The organism is Corynebacterium sanguinis (assembly GCF_007641235.1).
Classification (GTDB): domain Bacteria; phylum Actinomycetota; class Actinomycetes; order Mycobacteriales; family Mycobacteriaceae; genus Corynebacterium; species Corynebacterium sanguinis.
Map to the genome: position 1 here is coordinate 478,420 of NZ_CP038157.1, position 19,692 is coordinate 498,111.

Annotated in this window: 28 protein-coding genes; 8 read left to right on the forward strand and 20 right to left on the reverse strand. The window is 65.2% G+C overall.

What is annotated here, in order from left to right:
- Positions 1–17 precede the first annotated feature (17 nt).
- The 3 genes from E3227_RS02340 to E3227_RS02350 are packed head-to-tail and all read right to left on the reverse strand — an operon-like array spanning position 18 to position 3,010.
- The gene (locus E3227_RS02340) at positions 18–1,019 is read right to left on the reverse strand and encodes a FecCD family ABC transporter permease (RefSeq protein ID WP_144317420.1); all 1,002 of its coding nucleotides are present in this window, start codon (positions 1,017–1,019) and stop codon (positions 18–20) included.
- Positions 1,020–2,033, reverse strand: a complete 1,014-nt coding sequence (locus E3227_RS02345) for a FecCD family ABC transporter permease (protein ID WP_220184713.1) — start codon at positions 2,031–2,033, stop codon at positions 1,020–1,022. It lies immediately after the preceding gene.
- A 32-nt stretch (positions 2,034–2,065) separates the two neighbouring features.
- Positions 2,066–3,010: an ABC transporter substrate-binding protein gene (locus E3227_RS02350; RefSeq protein ID WP_144317421.1), complete on the reverse strand. Its 945-nt coding sequence runs from the start codon at positions 3,008–3,010 to the stop codon at positions 2,066–2,068.
- Positions 3,011–3,131: 121 nt separating this feature from the next.
- Between E3227_RS02350 and E3227_RS02355 the strand changes: the two genes are divergently transcribed.
- Complete coding sequence (locus tag E3227_RS02355; protein WP_144317422.1) at positions 3,132–3,923, forward strand: siderophore-interacting protein; 792 nt, start codon at positions 3,132–3,134, stop codon at positions 3,921–3,923.
- 74 nt (positions 3,924–3,997) lie between these two features.
- Here the strand turns inward: E3227_RS02355 and rplE are convergent, their stop codons facing one another.
- Genes rplE through rplN form a run of 3 tightly spaced genes read right to left on the reverse strand, consistent with a single transcriptional unit; the run spans position 3,998 to position 5,265 of the window.
- On the reverse strand, positions 3,998–4,576 hold the full coding sequence (rplE, locus tag E3227_RS02360) for a 50S ribosomal protein L5 (protein ID WP_136653315.1): 579 nt from the start codon (positions 4,574–4,576) through the stop codon (positions 3,998–4,000).
- 2 nt (positions 4,577–4,578) lie between these two features.
- The gene (gene rplX, locus E3227_RS02365) at positions 4,579–4,893 is read right to left on the reverse strand and encodes a 50S ribosomal protein L24 (protein WP_006839446.1); all 315 of its coding nucleotides are present in this window, start codon (positions 4,891–4,893) and stop codon (positions 4,579–4,581) included.
- 3 nt (positions 4,894–4,896) lie between these two features.
- On the reverse strand, positions 4,897–5,265 hold the full coding sequence (gene rplN / locus E3227_RS02370) for a 50S ribosomal protein L14 (protein ID WP_040422171.1): 369 nt from the start codon (positions 5,263–5,265) through the stop codon (positions 4,897–4,899).
- 250 nt (positions 5,266–5,515) lie between these two features.
- Between rplN and E3227_RS02375 the strand changes: the two genes are divergently transcribed.
- Positions 5,516–7,066 (forward strand): bifunctional hydroxymethylpyrimidine kinase/phosphomethylpyrimidine kinase, encoded by a 1,551-nt coding sequence (locus E3227_RS02375; RefSeq protein WP_246062726.1) that lies wholly within the window; start codon positions 5,516–5,518, stop codon positions 7,064–7,066.
- On the opposite strand, the gene E3227_RS02380 is transcribed toward E3227_RS02375, so the two are convergent.
- From E3227_RS02380 to rpsJ, 13 genes are all read right to left on the reverse strand, one after another.
- Complete coding sequence (locus tag E3227_RS02380; RefSeq protein WP_136653319.1) at positions 7,063–8,103, reverse strand: LLM class flavin-dependent oxidoreductase; 1,041 nt, start codon at positions 8,101–8,103, stop codon at positions 7,063–7,065. The two genes, E3227_RS02375 and E3227_RS02380, sit on opposite strands and share 4 nt — an antisense overlap.
- A 65-nt stretch (positions 8,104–8,168) precedes the next feature.
- Positions 8,169–10,262, reverse strand: a complete 2,094-nt coding sequence (locus E3227_RS02385) for a PhoX family protein (RefSeq protein ID WP_136653321.1) — start codon at positions 10,260–10,262, stop codon at positions 8,169–8,171.
- Positions 10,263–10,508: 246 nt separating this feature from the next.
- Complete coding sequence (gene rpsQ, locus E3227_RS02390; protein ID WP_136653323.1) at positions 10,509–10,823, reverse strand: 30S ribosomal protein S17; 315 nt, start codon at positions 10,821–10,823, stop codon at positions 10,509–10,511.
- 2 nt (positions 10,824–10,825) lie between these two features.
- On the reverse strand, positions 10,826–11,056 hold the full coding sequence (gene rpmC, locus E3227_RS02395; protein WP_136653325.1) for a 50S ribosomal protein L29: 231 nt from the start codon (positions 11,054–11,056) through the stop codon (positions 10,826–10,828).
- Positions 11,056–11,472, reverse strand: coding sequence for a 50S ribosomal protein L16 (rplP, locus tag E3227_RS02400; RefSeq protein WP_006839439.1), 417 nt, complete (start codon positions 11,470–11,472; stop codon positions 11,056–11,058). Before rplP ends, rpmC begins: the two co-directional genes overlap by 1 nt.
- A gap of 4 nt (positions 11,473–11,476) precedes the next feature.
- Positions 11,477–12,226, reverse strand: coding sequence for a 30S ribosomal protein S3 (gene rpsC / locus E3227_RS02405; protein WP_136653327.1), 750 nt, complete (start codon positions 12,224–12,226; stop codon positions 11,477–11,479).
- Complete coding sequence (rplV, locus tag E3227_RS02410; RefSeq protein ID WP_006839437.1) at positions 12,226–12,594, reverse strand: 50S ribosomal protein L22; 369 nt, start codon at positions 12,592–12,594, stop codon at positions 12,226–12,228. Before rplV ends, rpsC begins: the two co-directional genes overlap by 1 nt.
- 3 nt (positions 12,595–12,597) lie before the next feature.
- Complete coding sequence (gene rpsS / locus E3227_RS02415) at positions 12,598–12,873, reverse strand: 30S ribosomal protein S19 (protein ID WP_006839436.1); 276 nt, start codon at positions 12,871–12,873, stop codon at positions 12,598–12,600.
- 16 nt (positions 12,874–12,889) lie between these two features.
- Positions 12,890–13,726: a 50S ribosomal protein L2 gene (gene rplB, locus E3227_RS02420; protein ID WP_136653329.1), complete on the reverse strand. Its 837-nt coding sequence runs from the start codon at positions 13,724–13,726 to the stop codon at positions 12,890–12,892.
- 25 nt (positions 13,727–13,751) lie between these two features.
- Entirely contained in the window at positions 13,752–14,057 is a 306-nt protein-coding gene (gene rplW / locus E3227_RS02425) for a 50S ribosomal protein L23 (protein WP_136653331.1), read from the reverse strand.
- Positions 14,058–14,723, reverse strand: a complete 666-nt coding sequence (gene rplD, locus E3227_RS02430; protein ID WP_136653333.1) for a 50S ribosomal protein L4 — start codon at positions 14,721–14,723, stop codon at positions 14,058–14,060. It lies immediately after the preceding gene.
- A complete protein-coding gene (gene rplC, locus E3227_RS02435; RefSeq protein ID WP_144317424.1) occupies positions 14,720–15,376 on the reverse strand; it encodes a 50S ribosomal protein L3 in 657 nt (218 codons plus the stop codon). The genes rplD and rplC overlap by 4 nt, the downstream gene beginning before the upstream one ends.
- A gap of 36 nt (positions 15,377–15,412) precedes the next feature.
- On the reverse strand, positions 15,413–15,718 hold the full coding sequence (rpsJ, locus tag E3227_RS02440) for a 30S ribosomal protein S10 (protein WP_003848085.1): 306 nt from the start codon (positions 15,716–15,718) through the stop codon (positions 15,413–15,415).
- 475 nt (positions 15,719–16,193) lie between these two features.
- Between rpsJ and E3227_RS02445 the strand changes: the two genes are divergently transcribed.
- From E3227_RS02445 to E3227_RS02470, 6 genes are read left to right on the forward strand one after another with little or no spacing between them, the layout of a single operon-like run.
- Positions 16,194–16,685: an Asp23/Gls24 family envelope stress response protein gene (locus E3227_RS02445; RefSeq protein ID WP_144317425.1), complete on the forward strand. Its 492-nt coding sequence runs from the start codon at positions 16,194–16,196 to the stop codon at positions 16,683–16,685.
- Between the two features lie 2 nt (positions 16,686–16,687).
- Positions 16,688–16,999, forward strand: coding sequence for an Asp23/Gls24 family envelope stress response protein (locus E3227_RS02450; RefSeq protein WP_144317426.1), 312 nt, complete (start codon positions 16,688–16,690; stop codon positions 16,997–16,999).
- A gap of 15 nt (positions 17,000–17,014) precedes the next feature.
- Positions 17,015–17,215: a hypothetical protein gene (locus tag E3227_RS02455; RefSeq protein ID WP_144317427.1), complete on the forward strand. Its 201-nt coding sequence runs from the start codon at positions 17,015–17,017 to the stop codon at positions 17,213–17,215.
- Positions 17,215–17,844 (forward strand): Asp23/Gls24 family envelope stress response protein, encoded by a 630-nt coding sequence (locus tag E3227_RS02460; protein ID WP_144317428.1) that lies wholly within the window; start codon positions 17,215–17,217, stop codon positions 17,842–17,844. The genes E3227_RS02455 and E3227_RS02460 overlap by 1 nt, the downstream gene beginning before the upstream one ends.
- Positions 17,828–18,397: an Asp23/Gls24 family envelope stress response protein gene (locus E3227_RS02465; protein ID WP_144317429.1), complete on the forward strand. Its 570-nt coding sequence runs from the start codon at positions 17,828–17,830 to the stop codon at positions 18,395–18,397. The genes E3227_RS02460 and E3227_RS02465 overlap by 17 nt, the downstream gene beginning before the upstream one ends.
- The gene (locus E3227_RS02470) at positions 18,394–18,960 is read left to right on the forward strand and encodes an Asp23/Gls24 family envelope stress response protein (protein WP_144317430.1); all 567 of its coding nucleotides are present in this window, start codon (positions 18,394–18,396) and stop codon (positions 18,958–18,960) included. The genes E3227_RS02465 and E3227_RS02470 overlap by 4 nt, the downstream gene beginning before the upstream one ends.
- Here E3227_RS02470 and E3227_RS02475 read toward each other — a convergent pair.
- Complete coding sequence (locus E3227_RS02475; RefSeq protein ID WP_144317431.1) at positions 18,957–19,643, reverse strand: hypothetical protein; 687 nt, start codon at positions 19,641–19,643, stop codon at positions 18,957–18,959. The two genes, E3227_RS02470 and E3227_RS02475, sit on opposite strands and share 4 nt — an antisense overlap.
- Positions 19,644–19,692 lie beyond the last annotated feature (49 nt).

Here is a 19,692-nt window from a genome sequence, read left to right on the forward strand (position 1 = left end):
CCTACCTCGCCTTGTCCTCATCGTGTGCTCCGAGACTGCCGCCACACCAGCAATACGAGGGCGACGCCGCCGATTGCTGATGACACTGCGCCTACGGGTGCAGCGGCGGGGATTAGCCCCGCCACCACCGCGCATACCGCCAGCAGCGCGGCACCCGCGGCGGCGGATACCACCGGTGCCGGGTTCGGCGTGCGCGCAACGATGCGCCCCAGGTGCGGGGCGAGCAGCGCGACGAAACCGATGGGCCCGACCACAGAAACCACCACCGCCGAGATCCCCGTCGCCGCTACTAGCAGAGCCGCGCGCCGCGCCTTAAGGTTGACACCCAGCGCGGTGGCAGAAATGTCGTCGTGGGCAAGCAACGGCAGATCGCGCCCACACCACAACCCGAGGGCAACGAACGGGAGCACACCAACGCTCAGCGCGATAACGCCATCTATGCGAACGAAACCAGTCGAGCCCGCCAGCCAGGTCTGCGCCTCCACGGCGCGCAACACCTCAGCTTTGAGCAGCAGGTAGCTCACCGCGGCGTGGAGCATGAGTGAGAGCGCGAACCCCGTGAGCACGATTCTGTCGCTGGTACCCACCCCGCCGAGCGCGACCAGAAGCACGACCACGCCCGCTGCACCACAGAGCGCGAGGACGGCGCGCCACCAGAAGTCGGGCAGCGCTTGCGAAAACTCCGGGCGGTACGTCACCGTTCCCAGCACCACGAGCAGCGCGGCCCCCGAGGTCACGCCCAGAATATCGGGCGATGCCAGCGGGTTGCGCGCCATCGTTTGGGTCCACTCCCCCGCCATTCCGAGCGCAGCCCCGACAAGGAGCGTGGCCACGGCGACCGGCAGGCGCAGATCCCACACCACGGCAATCTCCCGGCTTGTTCCGCCGCCACGCAGGACGTGGAGTACCTGGGTGGGGCTCAGCTCCACGGCGCCTTGGCCCAGAAGCGCGATGTAGGCCGCAGCCGCGATCGCGGCGAACAGCACAGTGGCGCCGATGAGTCGTGAGGTTTTTCGCATCTAGATCACCGTCTTGTTCGCGCCCTCGCCCCGATGCACCGCGGCGATGAGCAGCGGCGCGCCAATGAACGCGATCACGATGGACATTTCCAGCTCCCCCGGGCTAAGCACGAGCCTGCCGAGGACGTCGGCAAGCAGCACGATGGTGCCCCCGAAAAGCGCGGCGGGAACCAGCAAGACCGTAAGCTGCGGGCCGACAAGCCTGCGCATAATGTGCGGGGCGGCGAACCCGACGAAGGCGACCGGCCCGGCTGCCGCGGTAGCGCTGCCGGCCAAGAGCACGATCCCAGCCGCGGCGCCAACATGCGCTCGCCGCTCGGAACCGCCCAGGGCGAGGGAGGTGTCCCTGCCCATCGCTAGCAGGTCGAGCGGACGCGCAGCGAACAGGGCGCACACCCCGCCGACGGCGCACCCGGCCCAGGCGACGGCCGCTTCCGCGTAGCCGCGGCCGAAGGTGGAGCCCACCACCCAGTGGCGCATGGAGTCGAAGACTTCTGTGTCGAATAATCCGAGCAGGGTCGCAACGGAGCGCAGCGCCGCGTCGACCCCGACCCCGGCAAGGATCAAGGTAAGTGGCGACAACGAGCGGCGCGCAATGAGCATGACGACGCCGGTGGCCGCGGCGGCGCCCCCGAAGGCGAAGGTGAGCGAACCGGTGACAGTGGCGCTCACGCCCAGGACCGCTCCAATCGCCATGGCGCAGGAAGCACCCGCAGTGATGCCGATAAAGCCGGGATCGGCGAGCGGGTTGCGCGTCCACGCCTGGGCCAGCGCGCCTGCCAGCGCAAGCGAGGCGCCGACTGCGAACGCAATGAGCGTGCGCGGGACGCGCAGGTCCCACACGATTCCCCGGATCTCTGCCGTGCCGGCACCGCGCAGGACAAGAAGCACCTCGTTCGCCGGCACGGCGCGAGAGCCGACAAACAACGACGCCACGACCGCCGCAGCGACGGCGACGAGCAGCGCGGCGCACACAATGCCGGTATGACGTGTGCTTCGTCGTGCGACGCTCATCGTGGGCGGGGCTTTCCTCTTATCAATCCGGGCTAGGACAGCTGCTCGGCGAACTTATCGATGGCCCACGGAATGGTCACTGGGTTGGGCATGCTCATCGCGTTGCCGACGTCGGTGGCGAGGTAGCGCACTCGGCCGTCTTTGACGATGTCCAGGTTTTGGAACGTTGGGTCGTTCTCCAGCGCGGTGAGCGCGCCGTTGTAGTCCAGGACGAATAGGTAATCCACGCCGTTTAAAGCCGCGTAGTTTTCGGGGGCGTAGTCGACGAAGAAGCTGGAGCCGTCTCCCTGAAGCTCGGGCGGAATGCTAAAGCCCAGGTTCTCGATGAACTGCCCGCGCCCGTCGCCGGCGGTGTAGAGGCCAATCTTTCCCTCGTAGGGCATCACGATCGCGGCGCTCTCTCCAACGAGCTCCGGGTGGCTATCGCGGAAGTCGGCGAAAGCCTTTTCGGTTTTCGCGATCAACTCCTCACCTTCGGCTTTTTTATCGACGGCCGCGGCGATTGTTTCAACCTGCTTGTCCCAGGGGATCTGCCAGTTGTCGTAGCCCTCGGGCTTGAGTGTCGTCGGCGCGATCTGCTCGAGCGATTCCTGGGCTTGGACGTCGACGGCCTGGTTGACCGCAATGATCTGGGTGGGCTCGGTGGCGGTGACCTGTTCGAGGACATCGGCGGTAAAGCCGCTGGCCGTGTTGTAGATTGTCGCCGGTCGCGCGCTGCCGAGCAGCTCCTTCGACCACGGCCCGACGCCGCTTTCGCCCCCGTCGCCCTCGGCGCCCCAGGGGGCAATGGCGACGGGGGTGACATCGAGCGCGAGCAGCGTGTCGACGTCGCCTAGCCCGAGGCTCACTATCCTCGCCTCACCTGCGCCATCGGTTGTGGCAGGCTCGCCTTCTCCTCGTGTGCAGCCTGTGAGTGCGAGTGCTGCGGCGGCCACAAGCGCGACTGCAGTGGTGGGCTTGCGCGAGAAAATTCCCATTAGGTTTCCTAACTTCTTTGATTTACGACACATCAACGTGCCTAAAATGAGGGCGGAATGTATACTAAGCGCCAACGATGTACTAAAGCAAGCCTTACCTTACTAGAGACTGATTGGTGCCATGCATACCCACGCCCTCCACACCGTCACACTGCTCGACAATCAGCAGCTCAAGCCCCGCTTGCATAGGCTGACATTCACCGCCGATGCATTCGCCGACTTCGCCCTCACCGGCCCGGACGAGTACTTCGGCCTCGTCATACCCAAACCTGGCCGAGACTTCGAGCCGTTTGACATCGACGGCGTCAACATCCGCGCGGCGGTCGCGGCACTGCCCGAGGACACCCGCCCCGACCTGCGCTGGTACACCATCCGCAAGCTTGACAAGGACAAAAAGCTTATCGACGTCGACGTGGTCACCCACGGCGACTCCGGCCCCGGCTCGCGGTGGATCCGCCGCGCCCGGCCCGGCACAACCGCGGGGATGTTCACCTGCCCAGCGCTGTGGACCCCACCCACCGGTTCGCAACTGCTCGTCGCCGACGCCTCCGCCCTGCCCGCGCTGCGCCACATCCTCGCCTATCAGCGCGCCAACGCCCCGGCGGCGTTAGAGCTCACCGACGTTGTCGCCGTTATCACCGCCGACGAGGAGATCGAAGACGGGCTCGTCACCCAGTGGGGCGACGCACTTCGCAGTCTCACCGTCGTCGACGCACCCAAGCAGGCGGAAACGGCGGCGACGCTAGGCGCCCTGCGCACCCTCTACCCCGCACACGCGCCGCACTCCGTGTGGGTCTCTGGCGAGGGAGCACTAACCAAGGCTGTGCGCTCGCTCGCCGTCAACTCGTGGGGTGTGGCCCGAGAAGACGTCGTGTGGGTGCCGTTTTGGTTCCACGGCAAGGCCCGGCCCTAAGCCAAAAGGCACCCCCGCTCGCGACCCTTCTTGGAAAGGGCGCGTGCGGGGGTGCGTAGTCAAGCGGCGGCTAGTTAAGCGCGCTGCATCTTGCCGTCCTTGTCAGCGAACGGGAAGCCGAGGTGGCGCAACAGGGCACGGCCCTCGTCATCGTTCGTTGCGGTGGTCACGAGCGTGATGTCCATGCCGCGCACGCGATCGACCTTGTCGATGTCGATCTCGTAGAACATGGTCTGCTCATTCAGGCCGAAGGTGTAGTTGCCCGCACCGTCGAACTGCTTGTCGTTCAGGCCGCGGAAGTCACGGATACGCGGCAGAGCGATGGAGAGCAGACGGTCGAGGAACTCCCACATGCGATCGCCGCGCAGAGTAACCTTCGCGCCGATCGGCATGCCTTCACGGAGTTTGAAGTTAGCAATCGACTTCTTCGCGCGACGCAGCTGCGGCTTCTGGCCGGTGATCGCGGTGAGGTCTTCGAGTGCGCCGTTGATGACCTTGGAGTCGCGGGCAGCGTCACCAACGCCCATGTTGACCACGATCTTGGTCAGACCCGGAATCTGCATGACGTTGTCGTAGCCGAACTCTTCGCTGAGCTTGGCGCGGATGTCGTCCTTGTAGCGGCTCTTCAGGCGCGGGGTGTAGTTCTCAGCCATGCTTAGATGTCCTTCCCGTTCGACTTTGCCACGCGGACCTTCTTGCCGTTCTCGTCGAAACGGTAGCCCACGCGAGTCGGGGTGCCGTCGGAATCCAGGACCATCACGTTGGAGACGTGGATGGGTGCTTCCTGGGTGACGATGCCACCGGACTCGGCGCCGCGCTCGTTGTAGGAGTTAGCGACGTGCTTCTTGATGCGGTTGACGCCCTCGACGAGGACCTTGTCGCGCTGCGGGTAGGCCTCAATGACCTTGCCCTGAGCGCCCTTGTCCTTGCCAGAGATGACCTGGACCATATCGCCCTTCTTGATCTTCATGGGTTAGATCACCTCCGGTGCGAGAGAAACGATCTTCATGAACTTCTTGTCGCGCAGCTCGCGCGCGACCGGGCCGAAGATACGGGTACCGCGGGGTTCAGTGTCGTTCTTGATCAGAACGGCAGCGTTTTCGTCGAATGAGATGTAGGAGCCGTCCGGGCGACGGGTCTCCTTCTTGGCGCGGACGATGACGGCGCGAACGACCTCACCCTCCTTGACGTTGCCACCGGGGGTGGCTTCCTTCACGGTGGCGACGATCGTGTCGCCGATGCCGGCGAAGCGTCGGACAGAGCCGCCGAGGACGCGGATGCACAGAATTTCTCGTGCACCAGTGTTATCGGCGACCTTCAGACGCGATTCTTGCTGAATCACTAGGGTCTCTCCTGACCTGGTTTCAAAGTGCGCCAGATTTCCGTCCTGCGCGCACGTGGTCAATGCTTACTTGTGCCTCTTCGCTTATCGACGAACCACGCGGACGTGGTCGAAGGGTCTCGGGGCGCCCACTCGGAAACGCGCGGGAAACCCCGACCAGCTCAAGACAACCTGTATATTCAACCACGCCGACCTCGCAGAAAGCAAAACCCCGGACGCCGCTTCGCTTTTTTGGTGTAAACCGGTGTGCATGTCCAATCAGCAGCCCCGCGTTCTGTCCATCGCCGGCACCGACCCCACCGGCGGGGCGGGCATCCACGCCGACCTTAAATCGATCGCCGCCGCCGGGGGTTACGGTATGGCCGTGGTCACCGCGCTCGTGGCGCAGAACACCTGCGGTGTACGCGAGGTCCACACCCCGCCACAGGGGTTCCTCCGCGCGCAGCTGGACGCGGTTGTCGACGACGTGACCATCGACGCCATCAAGATCGGCATGCTTGGCGACGCCCCCACCACCGCCACCGTCTCTACCTTCCTCGGGGCGCACCCGGTCCCGATTGTGGTGGTCGACCCCGTCATGGTGGCCACCTCGGGCGATCGCCTGCTGAGCACGGATGCCGAGGAGGCGCTGCGTCAGCTGATCCGCGACCACGCCACGGTGGTCACCCCCAACATCCCGGAGCTCGCGGTGTTCACCGGCGCCGCTGCGGCCACCGACTTCGACGCTGCGGTTGCCCAGGGCGCCTCGTTTGCCGCCGACACCGGCGTGAGCGTGCTGGTCAAAGGCGGCCACCTCACCGGCGCGTACGCCTCAAACGCGCTGGTCACCCCTGCCGGCGAGGTCCGCGTCATCGCGGTGCCGCGCGTGGACACCCCCAACACGCACGGCACGGGCTGCTCGCTCTCATCCGCCCTAGCCACGCGCCTAACTATCGACGCCTCCGGAAACGCCGCCGCCGAGTGGGCCTCGCACTGGCTGCACGAGGCGATTTCTCACGCCGACGCGCTGCACGTCGGGGGCGGCCACGGCCCCGTCGACCACTTCCACGCCCTGCGGCGCCGCGCCGCGAGCGGTTCCACGCGCCCCTGGGGTGAGACGGACCGGTGGCATGAGGGGGGCGTCGATACGCCGCTGCCCTCCCCGCGGATCGCGCCCGCCGGCGAGCACACGCGTCGGCTCTGGGAGATGGCGGCGCGCGTCGTTTGGCCGCAGATCCTCGGCTCGGGCTTTATCCGGGACCTTCGCGACGGCACGCTGGCGCGCGACGAGTTCGACTTCTACCTCGCCCAGGACGCACACTACCTCGGCGACTACTCCCGCGCGCTCGCGGGTTTGAGCGCCAAAGCCCCCGCGGCCGACGAGCAAGTGTGGTGGGCGCACACCGCCCAGCAGGCGATCGTCGCGGAGCAGGAACTGCACCGCTCGTGGTTTAGCGACCACGGCATCGACGTCGACACCACCCCGATCTCTCCGGTGACCCTGGGCTACGTCAGCTTCCTCAAGGCGCAGGTCGCGCTGGAGGACTACCCCGTCGGCGTGGCCGCGGTTCTGCCGTGTTTCTGGCTCTACGCCGAGGTGGGCTTGTACTTGGCGGACAGCAACTCCCCCACTCACGCCTACCGCGCCTGGCTGGACACCTATAGCGGCGAAGAATTCGTGGGCGAGGCCCGCGGGGCGATCGCGCGCGCCGAAAAGGCTCTGGCTGCGGCGACGGAGGCGCAGCGTCGACAAGCGGCGGATGCCTTCATGCACGCCTGCTACTACGAACGCGACTTCTTCGACCAGGCGGGCCGGCGCTAGCTCTCGTTGGCCGGCACCCAGCCCAGCGCCGGGGCGATGTGCTCGGCGAAGTCGGCGAGGATCTTGACGTTGAGGTCCACCCCAAGCTGGTTCGGGATGGTCAGCATCAGCGTGTCCGCGGCCTGGATCGAGGGATCCGCCTTGAGCTCCGCAATGATCTGGTCCGGCTCGGCGGCGTACGTCTTGCCGAAGGTCACCGCCCGGCTCTCGCCGAGCGAGCCGATTTGCTCCGAGCTGCCCTGCATCCCGAACAGGCGGCGCGAGGTGTCGTCAACGATCGGAAAAACGCTGCGCGACACCGACACGCGCGGCGTCCACTCGTGGCCGGCCTCGGCCCACGACTCGCGGTAGCGCTGAATCTGACGGGCCTGGAGCTCGCCTAACGACGACCCGTTGGCCTCGCTGATCAGCGTCGAGCTCATCAGGTTCACCCCGTCACGGGCGGCCTGCTCAGCGGACTCGAAGGACCCCGCGCCCCACCAGATGCGGCGGTCCGCGCCCGGCGAGTGCGGCAGCACCGGCAGATCGATGCCCGGGCGATACATCCGCGGGTACTGCCTGTCCAGCGGCGCCGAGACCGCCATCCCCTCGCCACGCAGCGCGGCCATGAAGCGCTCGAAGTGATCCCTTGCTAAGTCCGCGCCGTTGTCCGCTTGGGCGGTGAAGCCGAATGACTCCCAGCCCTTGTCGGCGGGCTCGGGTGAACCGCGGGACACACCGAGGGCGACGCGCTCGTTGGAGAGCAGGTCGAGCGTGGCGATGTCCTCGGCGAGCTGCAGCGGGTTGGCGTAGCGCATATCCAACACACCCGTTCCCACCTCGATGTGCTTCGTTACCGCGGCCATTGCAGAGAGCAGCGCGATCGGTGATGAGAACTGCGGGGCGAAGTGATGCACCCGGACGTAGGCGCCGTTGACACCGATCGCGTCCGCTTGCCGCGCAATCTCTACGGTGTCCTGCAGGGTTTGCTTCGCGCCTGGGCCCTGCTGCCCGGAAAACGCGTAGTGGCCGAAGGAAAGGAATCCAAACTTCTTCATGCCCCGTTCAACGTAGACACGTCAACATTTGTTCCTTTCCCCCGGCCACCAGGGGGGTCAATCGGCTACGCCTCGACGCCGATCTCCTTGCCGTCCTCGCGCCACGCAACAGCCACGGCTGGGCGAGGCACGGAGTTGCCACCCTCCGGCCAGTTGGAGGTCGGGTTCTCGTAGGTCGCGTCGTCCGACTCGCCCGGGTGCTGGACGTTGACCATCACGCGCTCCTCGGTCACGATCGGGCCACAGGTCTCAGCGTCCTTCGGCACCGTGAGGAAGCACTTGACCTGGCCGCGGTTCTCGCCTTCGAGGCCAACAGCGTAGAGACCGTCGTTGCTGCCCAGCGCGTTGCCGTCGGTGGAGATCCAGAGGTTTCCGTAGGTGTCGAACGCAAGGTTGTCCGGGCAGGAGATCGGGGAAACCTTGTCCTTGTCGAAGCCGCCAAAGTAGGTCGACGCCGCAGCCGGGTCACCACACACCAGAAGCAGGTTCCAGGTGAAGTTCTCGCCCGCGAAGTCATCCTCGATCTCCATGACAAGACCGTTCTTGTTCTCGCGGATCGGCGCGTACTCCATCACGTCTTCCTTGCTCTTCGACGCGTTCTCACCGGTCGCACCGCGGTAGGAGTTGTTGGTCAGGGCAACGTAGACCTTTTCGTTGACCGGGTTGACCTCAAAGTCCTCCGGGCGATCCATCTTCGTCGCACCGACCTCATCGGCCGCGAGGCGGGTGTAGACCGCAACCTCCTCGGGGGTGAAGCCGTCGACATGCGACTCGGCACCATTCTCGGTCACCGTCAGCAGCTTGACCCACGTGCCCTTACCGTCGAACTCGCCGTCGGACGGCAGGTCGCCGTCGCCAGTGATCTCGCTCTGCGGGGAGTCGCCCTCGAGCTTGGCCACGTAGAGGGTGCCCTCGTCGAGGATGCCCATGTTGTGCTCGACGTCGCCCTCGACCATCTTCTTGGAGGAGACAAACTTGTAGATGTACTCGAAGCGGGAATCGTCGCCCGAGTAGCACACCACGGTGCCATCCTTGTCAACGTGGACGTTTCCGGCCTCGTGCTTGAAGCGGCCCATCGAGGTGTGCTTGATCGGGGTGGAGTTCGGGTCCAGCGGGTTGATCTCGACGATGTAGCCGAAACGGTTGAACTCGTTGGGCTCCTTCGCCAGGTCGAAGCGATCGTGCAGGCGCTCCCACTTGCGCTCGGAGGCCTCATCATCGACGCCGAAACGCTTCACGTCTGCGGCCGGGCGCTCGCCCGTAACGGCGGCACCGTTAGCGAAGTACTGGTCGATGTTCTCCTCGCCCGACAGGAAGGTGCCCCACGGGGTCATGCCGCCCGCGCAGTTGTTCAGCGTGCCCAGAACCGTCTTGCCCTCCGGGTCTGCGCTGGTCTTGACCAGGTCAGCACCAGCGAGGATACCGCGGAGCTCAAACGGGGTGTTCGCGGTGATGCGGCGGTTCAGCGGGCCGAACTCGCGCTTGAGCTCGCCGGTGTCGCCCACCTTGGACACCTCGAGGATGGTGTGGCCGTGGTTAGCCAGGCCGATGTTGATCTGCTCATCGGTGGGGTTGTCCGCATCGTAGCCCGGGAACATCTGCGGCTCGGTGGTGTACTCGTGCGAACACACGTACACCAAGCGGCTGTCATCGTCCGGGTGGTCCATCAGACCAGCGAAGTCGTTGTTGAAACCGAACTGCTTCTCCGCGTCAGCCGCGGTCTGGTTCTCTGGGTCGAACTCCGGAGCGTCCTTGAAAATCGGGTCGCCCCAGGCGATAAGAACGCTGGTGGCGTAGCCGGTCGGGACAACAACCTTGTCCTCGGTATTCGGTGCGACCGGCTCGAACTGCATGCCCTTGAGCGCCTTGACCTCGGTAGCTGCGGCCGAGGAGCTGCCCGTCGCCGCGGACGCGGTGGTCGTACCAGCCGCGCCACTGCCCGGCTCGGAGCTGCAGGCCGCGAGGGCGGCACCGCCGCCGACGGTGACCACACCGAGGCCGAAGGACTTCAGCACTCCGCGGCGCGAGACGAGGTCGCCGAAGTAGGCGTTGTCGGAGGTGTTAGTGCACTCGCCCCAACATGCGTTACCGCACTTGTAGGTACAGGTCAGCTTGGACCGCTTGGACTGGAACAGAAGGTTAAGGCCCTTGATGGTCATGGTGAGACTCCCCGTCTTCGCACAAAGTGAGCGTAATGTAGAAACTGACTCATCGAACCTTAAGGTTCAACACTTGCGCACCGGAGAATCTGAGGTGAACAGTTAGTGAACCAAAACTGCGCTGGAAAGTTAACGGGGTATTCAGATGCCGGGAACGGTTGTGCAGTGCAATCTGCGCACAGGTAGGCGTCGAAAAGCAAAAAGCCCCGCACGGGGCGGGGCTTCTTCCTCGATGGATGGCCAGGTTTAGCGGGCCTTCTCGATGATCTCGATGAGACGGAAATGCTTGTCCTTGGACAGCGGGCGGGTCTCCTCGATGCGGACGAGGTCGCCAACACCAGCGGTGTTGTCCTCGTCGTGGGCCTTCACGCGCTTGGTGGAGCGCACGATCTTGCCGTACAGGGCGTGGGACTTGCGGTCCTCAACCTCGACCACGATCGTCTTGTCCATCTTGTCGGACACGACGTAGCCGCGGCGGCGCTTCTGCAGGCCCTTTTCCTTCTTGCCGTTTGCTGCCTCGTGTGCAGCGTTGTCAGATACAGTCACGTTTGCCTCAGTCATGGTTATGCCTCAGCTCCCGGGACGACAGACAGACCGAGCTCGCGCTCGCGCAGCACGGTGTAGATGCGTGCAATGTCGCGCTTGACGGTGGAGATGCGGCGGTTGTTGGTCAGTTGGCCAGTTGCGAGCTGGAAGCGCAGGTTGAACAGCTCTTCCTTCGCGTCGGCCAAGCGGGTGCGGAGCTCATCATCGTTGAGCTCACGGAACTCGGATGCGGGGGTACCAGCAGCCATTAGAACAGGTCCTCCTTCTTAATCACGCGGACCTTGCACGGCAGCTTCGCGCCAGCGCGGCGCAGAGCTTCCATGGCGGTCTCCTCGTTCGGGTAGGACATCTCGAAGAGAATGCGGCCCGGCTTCACGTTAGCCACCCACTTCTCAACCGGGCCCTTACCGGAACCCATACGCACGCCGAGCGGCTTCTGGGTTAGCGGACGATCCGGGAAGATGTTGATCCAGACCTTGCCACCACGCTTGACGTGGCGGTTAATCGCAATACGAGCGGACTCGATCTGGCGGTTGGTGATGTAGGCCGGCTCGAGAGCCTGGAGGCCGTAGTCACCAAAGTTGATGGTGTTGCCACCCTTGGACACGCCGCGACGGTGCGGGCGGTGCTGGCGGCGGTACTTCACGCGCTTAGGAATAAGCATGTGTTTAGCCCTCCTGCTTCTGCTCTGCGCGCTGGCGGCGCTGGCCACCTCGGCGCGGGCGGCGGTCACGGTCGCCGCGTCCGCGACGATCGCCCGACGGTGCGTTGAGGTCAGACTCACGCACGCCGCCGACGACGTCGCCCTTGTAGATCCACACCTTGACGCCAATGACGCCAAAGGTGGTGTGTGCCTCGGCAATGCCGTAGTCAATCTCCGCGCGAAGGGTGTGCAGCGGCACACGGCCCTCGTGGTAGCGCTCAACGCGCGACATCTCGGCGCCGCCAAGACGGCCGGAGGTCATGATCTTGATGCCCTTGACCTGCGGGTTGCGCATTGCGGACTGGATTGCCTTACGCATCGCGCGACGGAACGCCACGCGGTTGACCAGCTGCTCAGCGACGGACTGCGCCACCAGAGCTGCGTTGGCGTCGACGTTCTTGACCTCGAGGATGTTGAGCGCAACCATCTTGCCGGTGAGCTTCTCCAGCTCGCGGCGGATGCGGTCAGCCTCGGCGCCACGGCGACCAATCACGATGCCCGGGCGGGCGGTGTGAATGTCGACGCGGACGCGGTCGCGGGTGCGCTCGATGACGACGTCGGCAATGCCGGCGCGCTCAAGGCCCTTGGAGAGGAACTCGCGGATCTTGATGTCCTCTGCGACGTAGTCGGCGTAGTTCTTATCGGCGTACCAGTGGGTCTTCCAGTCAGCGGTGATTCCCAGGCGAAGGCCGTGTGGGTGGATTTTCTGGCCCATTACTTAGCCCCTTCCTTAGATTCAGCGGACTCGACGACCACGGTGATGTGAGAGGTGCGCTTCCGGATCTGGAAGGCGCGGCCCTGTGCGCGCGGCTGGTAGCGGCGCATGGTCGGGCCCTCGTTGGCGTAGCACTCGGCGATGACCAGGGTGCGCGGGTCCAGACCGAAGTTGTTCTCAGCGTTGGCCGCGGCAGACGCAACGACCTTGGCAATATCCTTGGACGCACCCTGCGGGGCGTACTTCAGGATGGCGAGAGCCTCGGAAACGGACTTTCCGCGGACCAAAGCGAGCACGCGGCGCGCCTTCATCGGGGAGACGCGGACGAACCTGGCCGTCGCGGATGCGGAGGTGATGGTGTCACTCATCGCTTATCGACGTCCCTTCGATTCCTTGATGTGACCCTTGAAGGTCTTGGTTGGTGCGAACTCGCCGAGCTTGTGACCGACCATGGACTCATCGACGAACACCGGCACGTGCTTGCGACCGTCGTGGACGGCGAAGGTGTGGCCGATGAAATCGGGGAGAATGGTCGAGCGGCGAGACCAGGTCTTGATGACCTGCTTGGTGCCGGCCTCGTTCTGAGCGTCCACCTTGTTGAGGAGGTGCTCATCGACGAACGGGCCCTTCTTCAGGCTGCGTGGCATGTTTGCTTACCTCCTCTTAGCGCTTCTTGTTCGCGCGACGACGGCGCACGATCATGTTGTTGGAGTAACGGTTCGGGTTGCGGGTGCGGCCTTCCTTCTGGCCCCACGGGCTGACCGGGTGGCGTCCACCGGAGGTCTTGCCCTCGCCACCACCGTGCGGGTGATCGACCGGGTTCATGACAACACCGCGGACGGTCGGGCGCCAGCCCTTCCAGCGCATACGGCCGGCCTTGCCCCAGCGGATGTTGATCTGGTCGGCGTTGCCGACCTCACCCACGGTGGCGCGGCAGCGGATGTCCACGCGGCGGATCTCGGAAGACGGCATACGCAGAACTGCGTAGTTGCCTTCCTTACCCAGCAGCTGGATGGAAGCACCTGCGGAACGGGCGAGCTTCGCGCCCGCGCCCGGCTTGAGCTCCACTGCGTGGATGGTGGTACCGGTCGGGATGTTGCGCAGCGGCAGGTTGTTGCCAACCTTGATGTCTGCGGTTGCGCCGGACTCGAGCACGGTGCCCTGGGTCAGGCCCTTGGGCGCGATGATGTAGCGCTTCTCGCCGTCGGTGTAGTGCAGCAACGCGATGTTGGCGGTGCGGTTCGGGTCGTACTCAATGTGAGCGACCTTGGCCAGCACGCCGTCCTTGTCGTTGCGGCGGAAGTCGATAACGCGGTAGCGACGCTTGTGTCCGCCGCCGCGGTGGCGGGTGGTGATGTGGCCGTGGTTGTTACGGCCACCCTTCTTCGGGAGCGGGCGCAGCAGGGTCTTCTCCGGAGTGGAGCGGGTGATCTCCGAGAACTCGGAGACGGAGCTGTTGCGGCGACCCGGGGTTGTCGGCTTGTACTTACGAATAGCCATAATGTGTCCTTTTCTATCGAGTCACTTAGACGGCTGCGCCGCCGAAGATATCGATGGAGTCGCTGCCCTCGCGGAGGGTGACGTAGGCGCGCTTGGTGTCCTTACGCTTGCCAAAACCGGTGCGGGAGCGCTTGCGCTTACCCTCGCGGTTGGCGGTGTTCACCGAAGCGACGTCGACGCCGAAGATCTTCTCCACGGCAATCTTGATCTGGGTCTTGTTAGCAGACGGGTTCACGAAAAACGTGTACGTGTTCTGCTCCATCAGCGCGTAGGTCTTCTCGGAGAGGACCGGGGCGATGATGACGTCACGCGGGTCGGCGATCTTAGCCATTTACTTCTCCTCCTCAGCTGCGGCAGCGGGTGCGCCGGCGGCTGCGTTCACGAAGGTGTGAAGCGCCTCGACGGAGAACACGACATCATCAGCATTGAGCACGTCGTAGGTGTTCAGCTGGCTCGGCTCAAGGATGTGGACACCCGGCAGGTTCCGTGCGGAAAGGCGGGAGTTGACATCCTCACGGCCGATGACCAGGAGAACGGACTTACGGTCGGTGAGACGCTCGATGAAGGCGCGTGCGGACTTCGTCGACGGGGTCTGGCCCGGGACGAGCTCCTCCACAACGTGGATGCGCGCACCGCGTGCGCGGTCGGTCAGGGCGCCAGCGAGAGCTGCCTTGATCATTTTCTTGGGGGTGCGCTGCGCGTAGGAACGCGGCTGCGGACCGTGAACGACGCCACCGCCGGTGAAGTGCGGCGCGCGGATCGAGCCCTGGCGGGCGCGACCGGTGCCCTTCTGGCGGAACGGCTTCTTACCACCGCCGCGGACCATGCCGCGGGTCTTGGTGGCGTGGGTGCCCTGGCGAGCTGCCGCCTGCTGGGCGACAACCACCTGGTGCATCAGGGGGATAGACGCCTCGCGGTCGAAGAGTTCGGCCGGGAGGTCGACGGAACCGTTGGTCTTGCCGTCGGCGGTATGGACGTCGAGTGTCAGGTTCGTCATGCGTGAGCACCGCCCTTCACTGCGGTCTTGACGGTAACAATGCTGCCCTTGACGCCCGGGATTGCTCCCTTAATCAGGATCAGGTTGTTGTCGCCGTCGATGCGTTGGATCTTCAAGTTCTGGGTGGTAACGCGGTTGCTGCCCATGCGGCCAGCCATGCGCGTGCCCTTGAACACGCGGCCCGGGGTGGCGCAGGCGCCGATGGAGCCGACGCGGCGGTGCGCAGCCTGGTTACCGTGGGAGGCGCCCTGGCCTGCGAAGCCGTGGCGCTTCATGGCACCGGCGTAGCCCTTGCCCTTGGTGGTGCCCACGACGTCGACGTAGGTGTCGCCGTCGAAAATGGCCGCGTTGAATTCCTGGCCGACCTCGTATGCGGAGGTGTCGTCCATGCGGATTTCCACGACGTGGCGGCGCGGGTTGACGCCGGCCTTCTTGAAGTGGCCGGCCTGCGGCTTCTTCGTCTTACGGGGATCGATGTCGCCGTAAGCAATCTGGATGGCGCTGTAGCCATCGGTTTCGGGGGTGCGAATCTGGGTGACCACGACCGGCCCAGCTTCGACGACGGTGACCGGGATAACCCGGTTGTCCTCGTCGAAGATCTGGGTCATGCCGAGCTTCTTGCCCAGAATGCCCTTGATCTGGTTGTCAGACATGTGTTAGTTCTCCACTACCAAAAGTCGGGATCTTGCTTACTGAATGTTCACGTCGACGCTTGCCGGCAGGTCAATGCGCATGAGCGCGTCAACCGTCTTGGGCGTCGGATCGAGAATGTCGATGAGGCGCTTGTGAGTGCGCATCTCGAAGTGCTCGCGAGAATCCTTGTACTTGTGGGGAGAACGAATAACGGCGTACACGTTCTTCTCAGTGGGCAACGGCACCGGCCCGACGACGCGGGCACCCGTGCGGGTGACCGTCTCGACAATCTTCTTCGCGGATGCGTCGATCGCCTCGTGGTCGTAGGCCTTGAGCCTGATGCGGATTTTCTGTCCCGCCACGCTTACCTCTTCCTCGCTTCCCCCACATTCGACATTCACCGAAGCGGTGGGGTTTTAAGCTTGTAGTTTCTCTATAACGTTGTCCGGGCTGGGCCCTGGGCGCAACGCCAGTGTCGTTTCTGACTGCCATGACACGAACCGGAAGGTGAAGCAGCACGGAAAATAATTGCGTGCATCTGCTTTAGTGCTTCCGCCCGCACCTCTTTTAAAGGGGCGCGGGTGTCAGACTCGGAAGGGTGCGTGACCCTTGCGTACTGCCGCTGTTTATTTGCCATGGCCCTTCTCCGGTCCCCGGTTAAGGGGGCCTTCTTGGTGTAGAAGGTGTCATGTTCGCCTCACCACCGCGCGTTAGCGCCGTGTCAAAGCAACCCGACTATTAAAGCACAAGGGGGAAAACAAAAGCAAGACGCTTGCCGACGCCACTTCCAACGGCACCGGAGTAGAGTTGGCGCAACCAACATATGAAAGGAAAGCCATGGCTGACAACGCCACTGAACCGACTAACACTGCTTCGAGCGTCGTCACGCCCGCTGCTTCGACTCCCCGGAACGAGAACTTGGTCACCGACCACGGCACGACCGTGATTGATGACACCGTCGTGGGCAAGATCGCCGGCATCGCCACGCGCGAGGTGTCCGGGGTGGCCAACCTCGGCGGCGGCGCGGCGCGCATGTGGGGCGCGGTGCGCGAGTCGCTGACCGCGTCTACCAACGTGCAGCAGGGCGTGAACGTTGCAGTCCAGGACGGGCACGCGTCGATCGCGGTGGCGATCATCGCCGAGTACGGCGTCGCCATCCACGAGCTGGCGAAGGCGATCCGCGAGAACGTCACCCAGGCAGTGACCCGGATGACCGGCCTGATCGTGGACCGCGTGGACATCACTGTCCACGACGTCAACCTGCCCGACGCGGAGCCGATCGACCGGATCGAGCCCGTCGATCCCGCCGCTACCACGCTGGTTCAGTAGTCGTGGCGGGCCCGATCACACGCGAAACCGGTGAGGCGCTGCGCGACGCTGCGCTCGGTGTCCCCGGAGTCGCCGACTTGAGCTCCGGGCGCTTCGGCGAGGTCGCACTGCTGCTCCCGGGTGAGCGCATCCGCGGCATCAGGGCTGCGGAGCGCGACGAGCTTTTCGGCGCAGAGATCCACATCGTGTTCGATGTGGGATCGGCGCGCCCGATCGCCGAGGTGGCCACCGAAGTGCGCGCCGCGGCGCTTGACTCGCTTAACGACCCCTTGGACTTCATCGACGTCGTGGTCGCGGACGCGCAGAAACTTTAGGAAAGAGATGCACTCATGAACATTCTCGGCTCAAAAACAGCGCTTGGCATCCTCATCGGCGTGATCGTGGCGTTCTTTGTCACGTTCGGCGGGTGGCCCGGCCTGCTGTGGCTTTTGCTCTTCGTCGCCGTCGGCGGCGTCATTGGCGCCCAGCTTGATGGCCGCATCGACGTCGCCGACCTCATCGCGACGGGGTCCGGCAGAGGGCGAAGCTGATGGCGGAGCTCACCTATCAGCTAAGCGAGCGCACGGTGGAGCACATCGCCGAGGCCGCCGCGCGCAAAGTCCCGGGCTCGATCGCGCTTGACGCGAAGCTCGCCGGGCTCGCGGGCCGCAGCCTGCCTCGCTCGACGGCGTACCTGAACCGGCGCGCGGGCACGGTCACTATCGACGCCGACATCGCCGCGTCCTACCCCGCCCCCATCGCCGCGGTGACCGACGTCGTCCGCGAGGCCATCCGGCGCCAGGTCAGCACGCTGACCGGCCTCGAGGTCACGCGGGTCAATATCAAGGTCGCCAACGCGAAGCCTGCCGGGGGACGCGAGCGTGTCGACGCCACCCGGCTCGACAGCCACCCCATCGACATCGCGCCGACGCCCGTGCGCGTGCGCTCCTCATCGACCAACGTTGCGCGCGTCTCCGCGCCACCGCAGCGCCCAGTGAGGTCGGTTCAGGCCCCGGAACCCGGCCCCGACCTCGCGCCCATCGGCTACATCCCCGCCGAGGTCATCGAGACCTTTTCGGTGCCCAAGCCGACGGTCATTGTCCCCCAGCTGCCAACCCCGACGCCGCTGCGCCCGATCACTCTACAACCCGTGGTGAATGCCCATGCCCGACTCTCCTAGACCGCTCCCCGGCGCCCAGCCGCGCGCCAATCCTGCCGCCCGCTGGCTCGCTCTGCTGATCGGCGTCGCCCTGCTCGCCGTCGCGGGCGTCACCGGCAGGGACATCTGGTACCGGTGGGCGCTCAACGACCCGTCTAATTCGTGGGTCGCCGAGGCGTTTCGCTGGGTGGCGACGCAGCCTGCGGACCCGCTCGCTGTCGCCGCTGGCGTGATCGTCGCCCTGCTCGGTGTGTGGCTGCTGGTCAAGGCGCTGTCGCCGCGCGTGCGCACGCACACCCGCGTCGCCTCGCCCGCTTCGATCTGGGTGCGCCCCGTCGACGTCGCGCGAAAGTCCACCCACGTCGCGCGCCAGCAGGCGCCGGGCTCGGCGATCAGCTCGCGCTCGACCCGGAAGAAGCTCACCGTGTCTGTCGAAGACGACGGCTCGGCGCAAGCGCTGCAACAGCGGGTTACGACAGCCCTGGAGAACGAGTTCGCACCGCTGCACGTGCGTCCGCGCATCGCCGTCGCGCTGCGGCCGCAGCAGGACGCGGGACAGGAGGATCAGCAGTGAAATCCAGCACCGCCGCGTTCGACCGCGTGCTCGTTTTCGTCTTCGGAGTACTCCTGATCGCCGCCGGGTTGATCCCGACCGCGTTGTACTTCGACATCCCCCACGTCAGCGACGTCGTCGAGTCCTACGACCGCAACCAGCTTGGAACGCTTCCAGCGCAGCCGTGGTTCCCCTTCGCCCTGGTCGGCGGGTTTATCGTCTCGCTTATCCTGGGCGTCTGGATCGTCGCCGCCAACCTGGCGTCTCGTTCCTTCAGCACGAAAAGCGTCGTCCCGGCCCAGCCGGATCACGGCGATACCGTGCTCAACGTGCAGCGCATTGCCCAGGCGGCGTGTGACTACATGGCCAGCACCGGCATTGTCGCCGGCGCCCAGTCGAGCGTCGCCATGGTGGGCCGCCGGCCCACCGTGACGTTTACCGTCACGGCCGACCCTGCCTACAGCCTGCGCGAGTCGATCGAATACCTCGAGTCCGCGGACCGCGACTTCGCCGAGGCCTGCGGCGCGATGGACATCGACACCGTGTACAAGCTTCACTTCGACCGCATCAGCGAGACGGGCTAGACCTCGAGGACGTAGGTCGCGGCGACCTCGCCGAGGTCCACGTCCCCAGCCCCGCTCGCTCGCTTGACGACGAGCCGCCCGCCAGGCGTGCAAGAGACTATGGCGTCGAACGCCACCGTAGAGCTCTCCACCGTCCGCAGGGCCTGATCCCACAGGCGGATGCGCTGGCCGACGATGCAACGTCGGTTACCCGCCAGCACTACGAGCCAGCGGCAGTTGCCTACCTGCACGCGCTGAAGCCCGTTGAGATCCGGGGCTTGCGCAGGATCGAAGGTGCTGGCGATCCCGACGACGCCGAAGCGGTGCTCCACCCCGGCGGTGTCCGCGATGACCAAGGGCAGTCCCGGTCCGGTGCGCCGCATTCCCCCGAAGCCCCACACCCCCGGCATCCGCTGCGCCTGCTGTGCGCTGCGCACGATCACCGTGTCGCCGGCGAGCGTGACCAGGTGGGCGGGGTCTGTCGTGGTGATGCTCAGGTGGGCGTTGGTGGGGGCGTCGATAAGCGAAGGGTGCTGTTTTTCCAGCTGCGCGAGGGCTGTGATGAGCTCCTCATCCGTCGACGCCCAGCCTATGCCGCGGTTGGCTATAACCCCCATCAGTGCCGGCAGGGACAGGTCGGGTTGGCCCTCCCACGCGCGCCGCAGGGCGTCGATCACGTGCGGGATGCGGGTTGGGTCTTTCACGCTGCATAACCTTACCCGGGCACGACAAAACCCCCGCCCGAGTGGGCAG

Excerpts from the sequence above, each read along its gene's own strand:
- E3227_RS02340 (WP_144317420.1), bottom strand. The coding sequence starts at position 1,019 with ATGCGAAAAACCTCACGACTCATCGGCGCCACTGTGCTGTTCGCCGCG.
- E3227_RS02345 (WP_220184713.1), bottom strand. The coding sequence starts at position 2,033 with ATGAGCGTCGCACGACGAAGCACACGTCATACCGGCATTGTGTGCGCC.
- E3227_RS02350 (WP_144317421.1), bottom strand. The coding sequence starts at position 3,010 with ATGGGAATTTTCTCGCGCAAGCCCACCACTGCAGTCGCGCTTGTGGCC.
- E3227_RS02355 (WP_144317422.1), top strand. The coding sequence starts at position 3,132 with ATGCATACCCACGCCCTCCACACCGTCACACTGCTCGACAATCAGCAG.
- rplE (WP_136653315.1), bottom strand. The coding sequence starts at position 4,576 with ATGGCTGAGAACTACACCCCGCGCCTGAAGAGCCGCTACAAGGACGAC.
- rplX (WP_006839446.1), bottom strand. The coding sequence starts at position 4,893 with ATGAAGATCAAGAAGGGCGATATGGTCCAGGTCATCTCTGGCAAGGAC.
- E3227_RS02375 (WP_246062726.1), top strand. The coding sequence starts at position 5,516 with ATGTCCAATCAGCAGCCCCGCGTTCTGTCCATCGCCGGCACCGACCCC.
- E3227_RS02380 (WP_136653319.1), bottom strand. The coding sequence starts at position 8,103 with ATGAAGAAGTTTGGATTCCTTTCCTTCGGCCACTACGCGTTTTCCGGG.
- E3227_RS02385 (WP_136653321.1), bottom strand. The coding sequence starts at position 10,262 with ATGACCATCAAGGGCCTTAACCTTCTGTTCCAGTCCAAGCGGTCCAAG.
- rpsQ (WP_136653323.1), bottom strand. The coding sequence starts at position 10,823 with ATGACTGAGGCAAACGTGACTGTATCTGACAACGCTGCACACGAGGCA.
- rpmC (WP_136653325.1), bottom strand. The coding sequence starts at position 11,056 with ATGGCTGCTGGTACCCCCGCATCCGAGTTCCGTGAGCTCAACGATGAT.
- rplP (WP_006839439.1), bottom strand. The coding sequence starts at position 11,472 with ATGCTTATTCCTAAGCGCGTGAAGTACCGCCGCCAGCACCGCCCGCAC.
- rpsC (WP_136653327.1), bottom strand. The coding sequence starts at position 12,226 with ATGGGCCAGAAAATCCACCCACACGGCCTTCGCCTGGGAATCACCGCT.
- rplV (WP_006839437.1), bottom strand. The coding sequence starts at position 12,594 with ATGAGTGACACCATCACCTCCGCATCCGCGACGGCCAGGTTCGTCCGC.
- rpsS (WP_006839436.1), bottom strand. The coding sequence starts at position 12,873 with ATGCCACGCAGCCTGAAGAAGGGCCCGTTCGTCGATGAGCACCTCCTC.
- rplB (WP_136653329.1), bottom strand. The coding sequence starts at position 13,726 with ATGGCTATTCGTAAGTACAAGCCGACAACCCCGGGTCGCCGCAACAGC.
- rplW (WP_136653331.1), bottom strand. The coding sequence starts at position 14,057 with ATGGCTAAGATCGCCGACCCGCGTGACGTCATCATCGCCCCGGTCCTC.
- rplD (WP_136653333.1), bottom strand. The coding sequence starts at position 14,723 with ATGACGAACCTGACACTCGACGTCCATACCGCCGACGGCAAGACCAAC.
- rplC (WP_144317424.1), bottom strand. The coding sequence starts at position 15,376 with ATGTCTGACAACCAGATCAAGGGCATTCTGGGCAAGAAGCTCGGCATG.
- E3227_RS02445 (WP_144317425.1), top strand. The coding sequence starts at position 16,194 with ATGGCTGACAACGCCACTGAACCGACTAACACTGCTTCGAGCGTCGTC.
- E3227_RS02455 (WP_144317427.1), top strand. The coding sequence starts at position 17,015 with ATGAACATTCTCGGCTCAAAAACAGCGCTTGGCATCCTCATCGGCGTG.
- E3227_RS02460 (WP_144317428.1), top strand. The coding sequence starts at position 17,215 with ATGGCGGAGCTCACCTATCAGCTAAGCGAGCGCACGGTGGAGCACATC.
- E3227_RS02465 (WP_144317429.1), top strand. The coding sequence starts at position 17,828 with ATGCCCGACTCTCCTAGACCGCTCCCCGGCGCCCAGCCGCGCGCCAAT.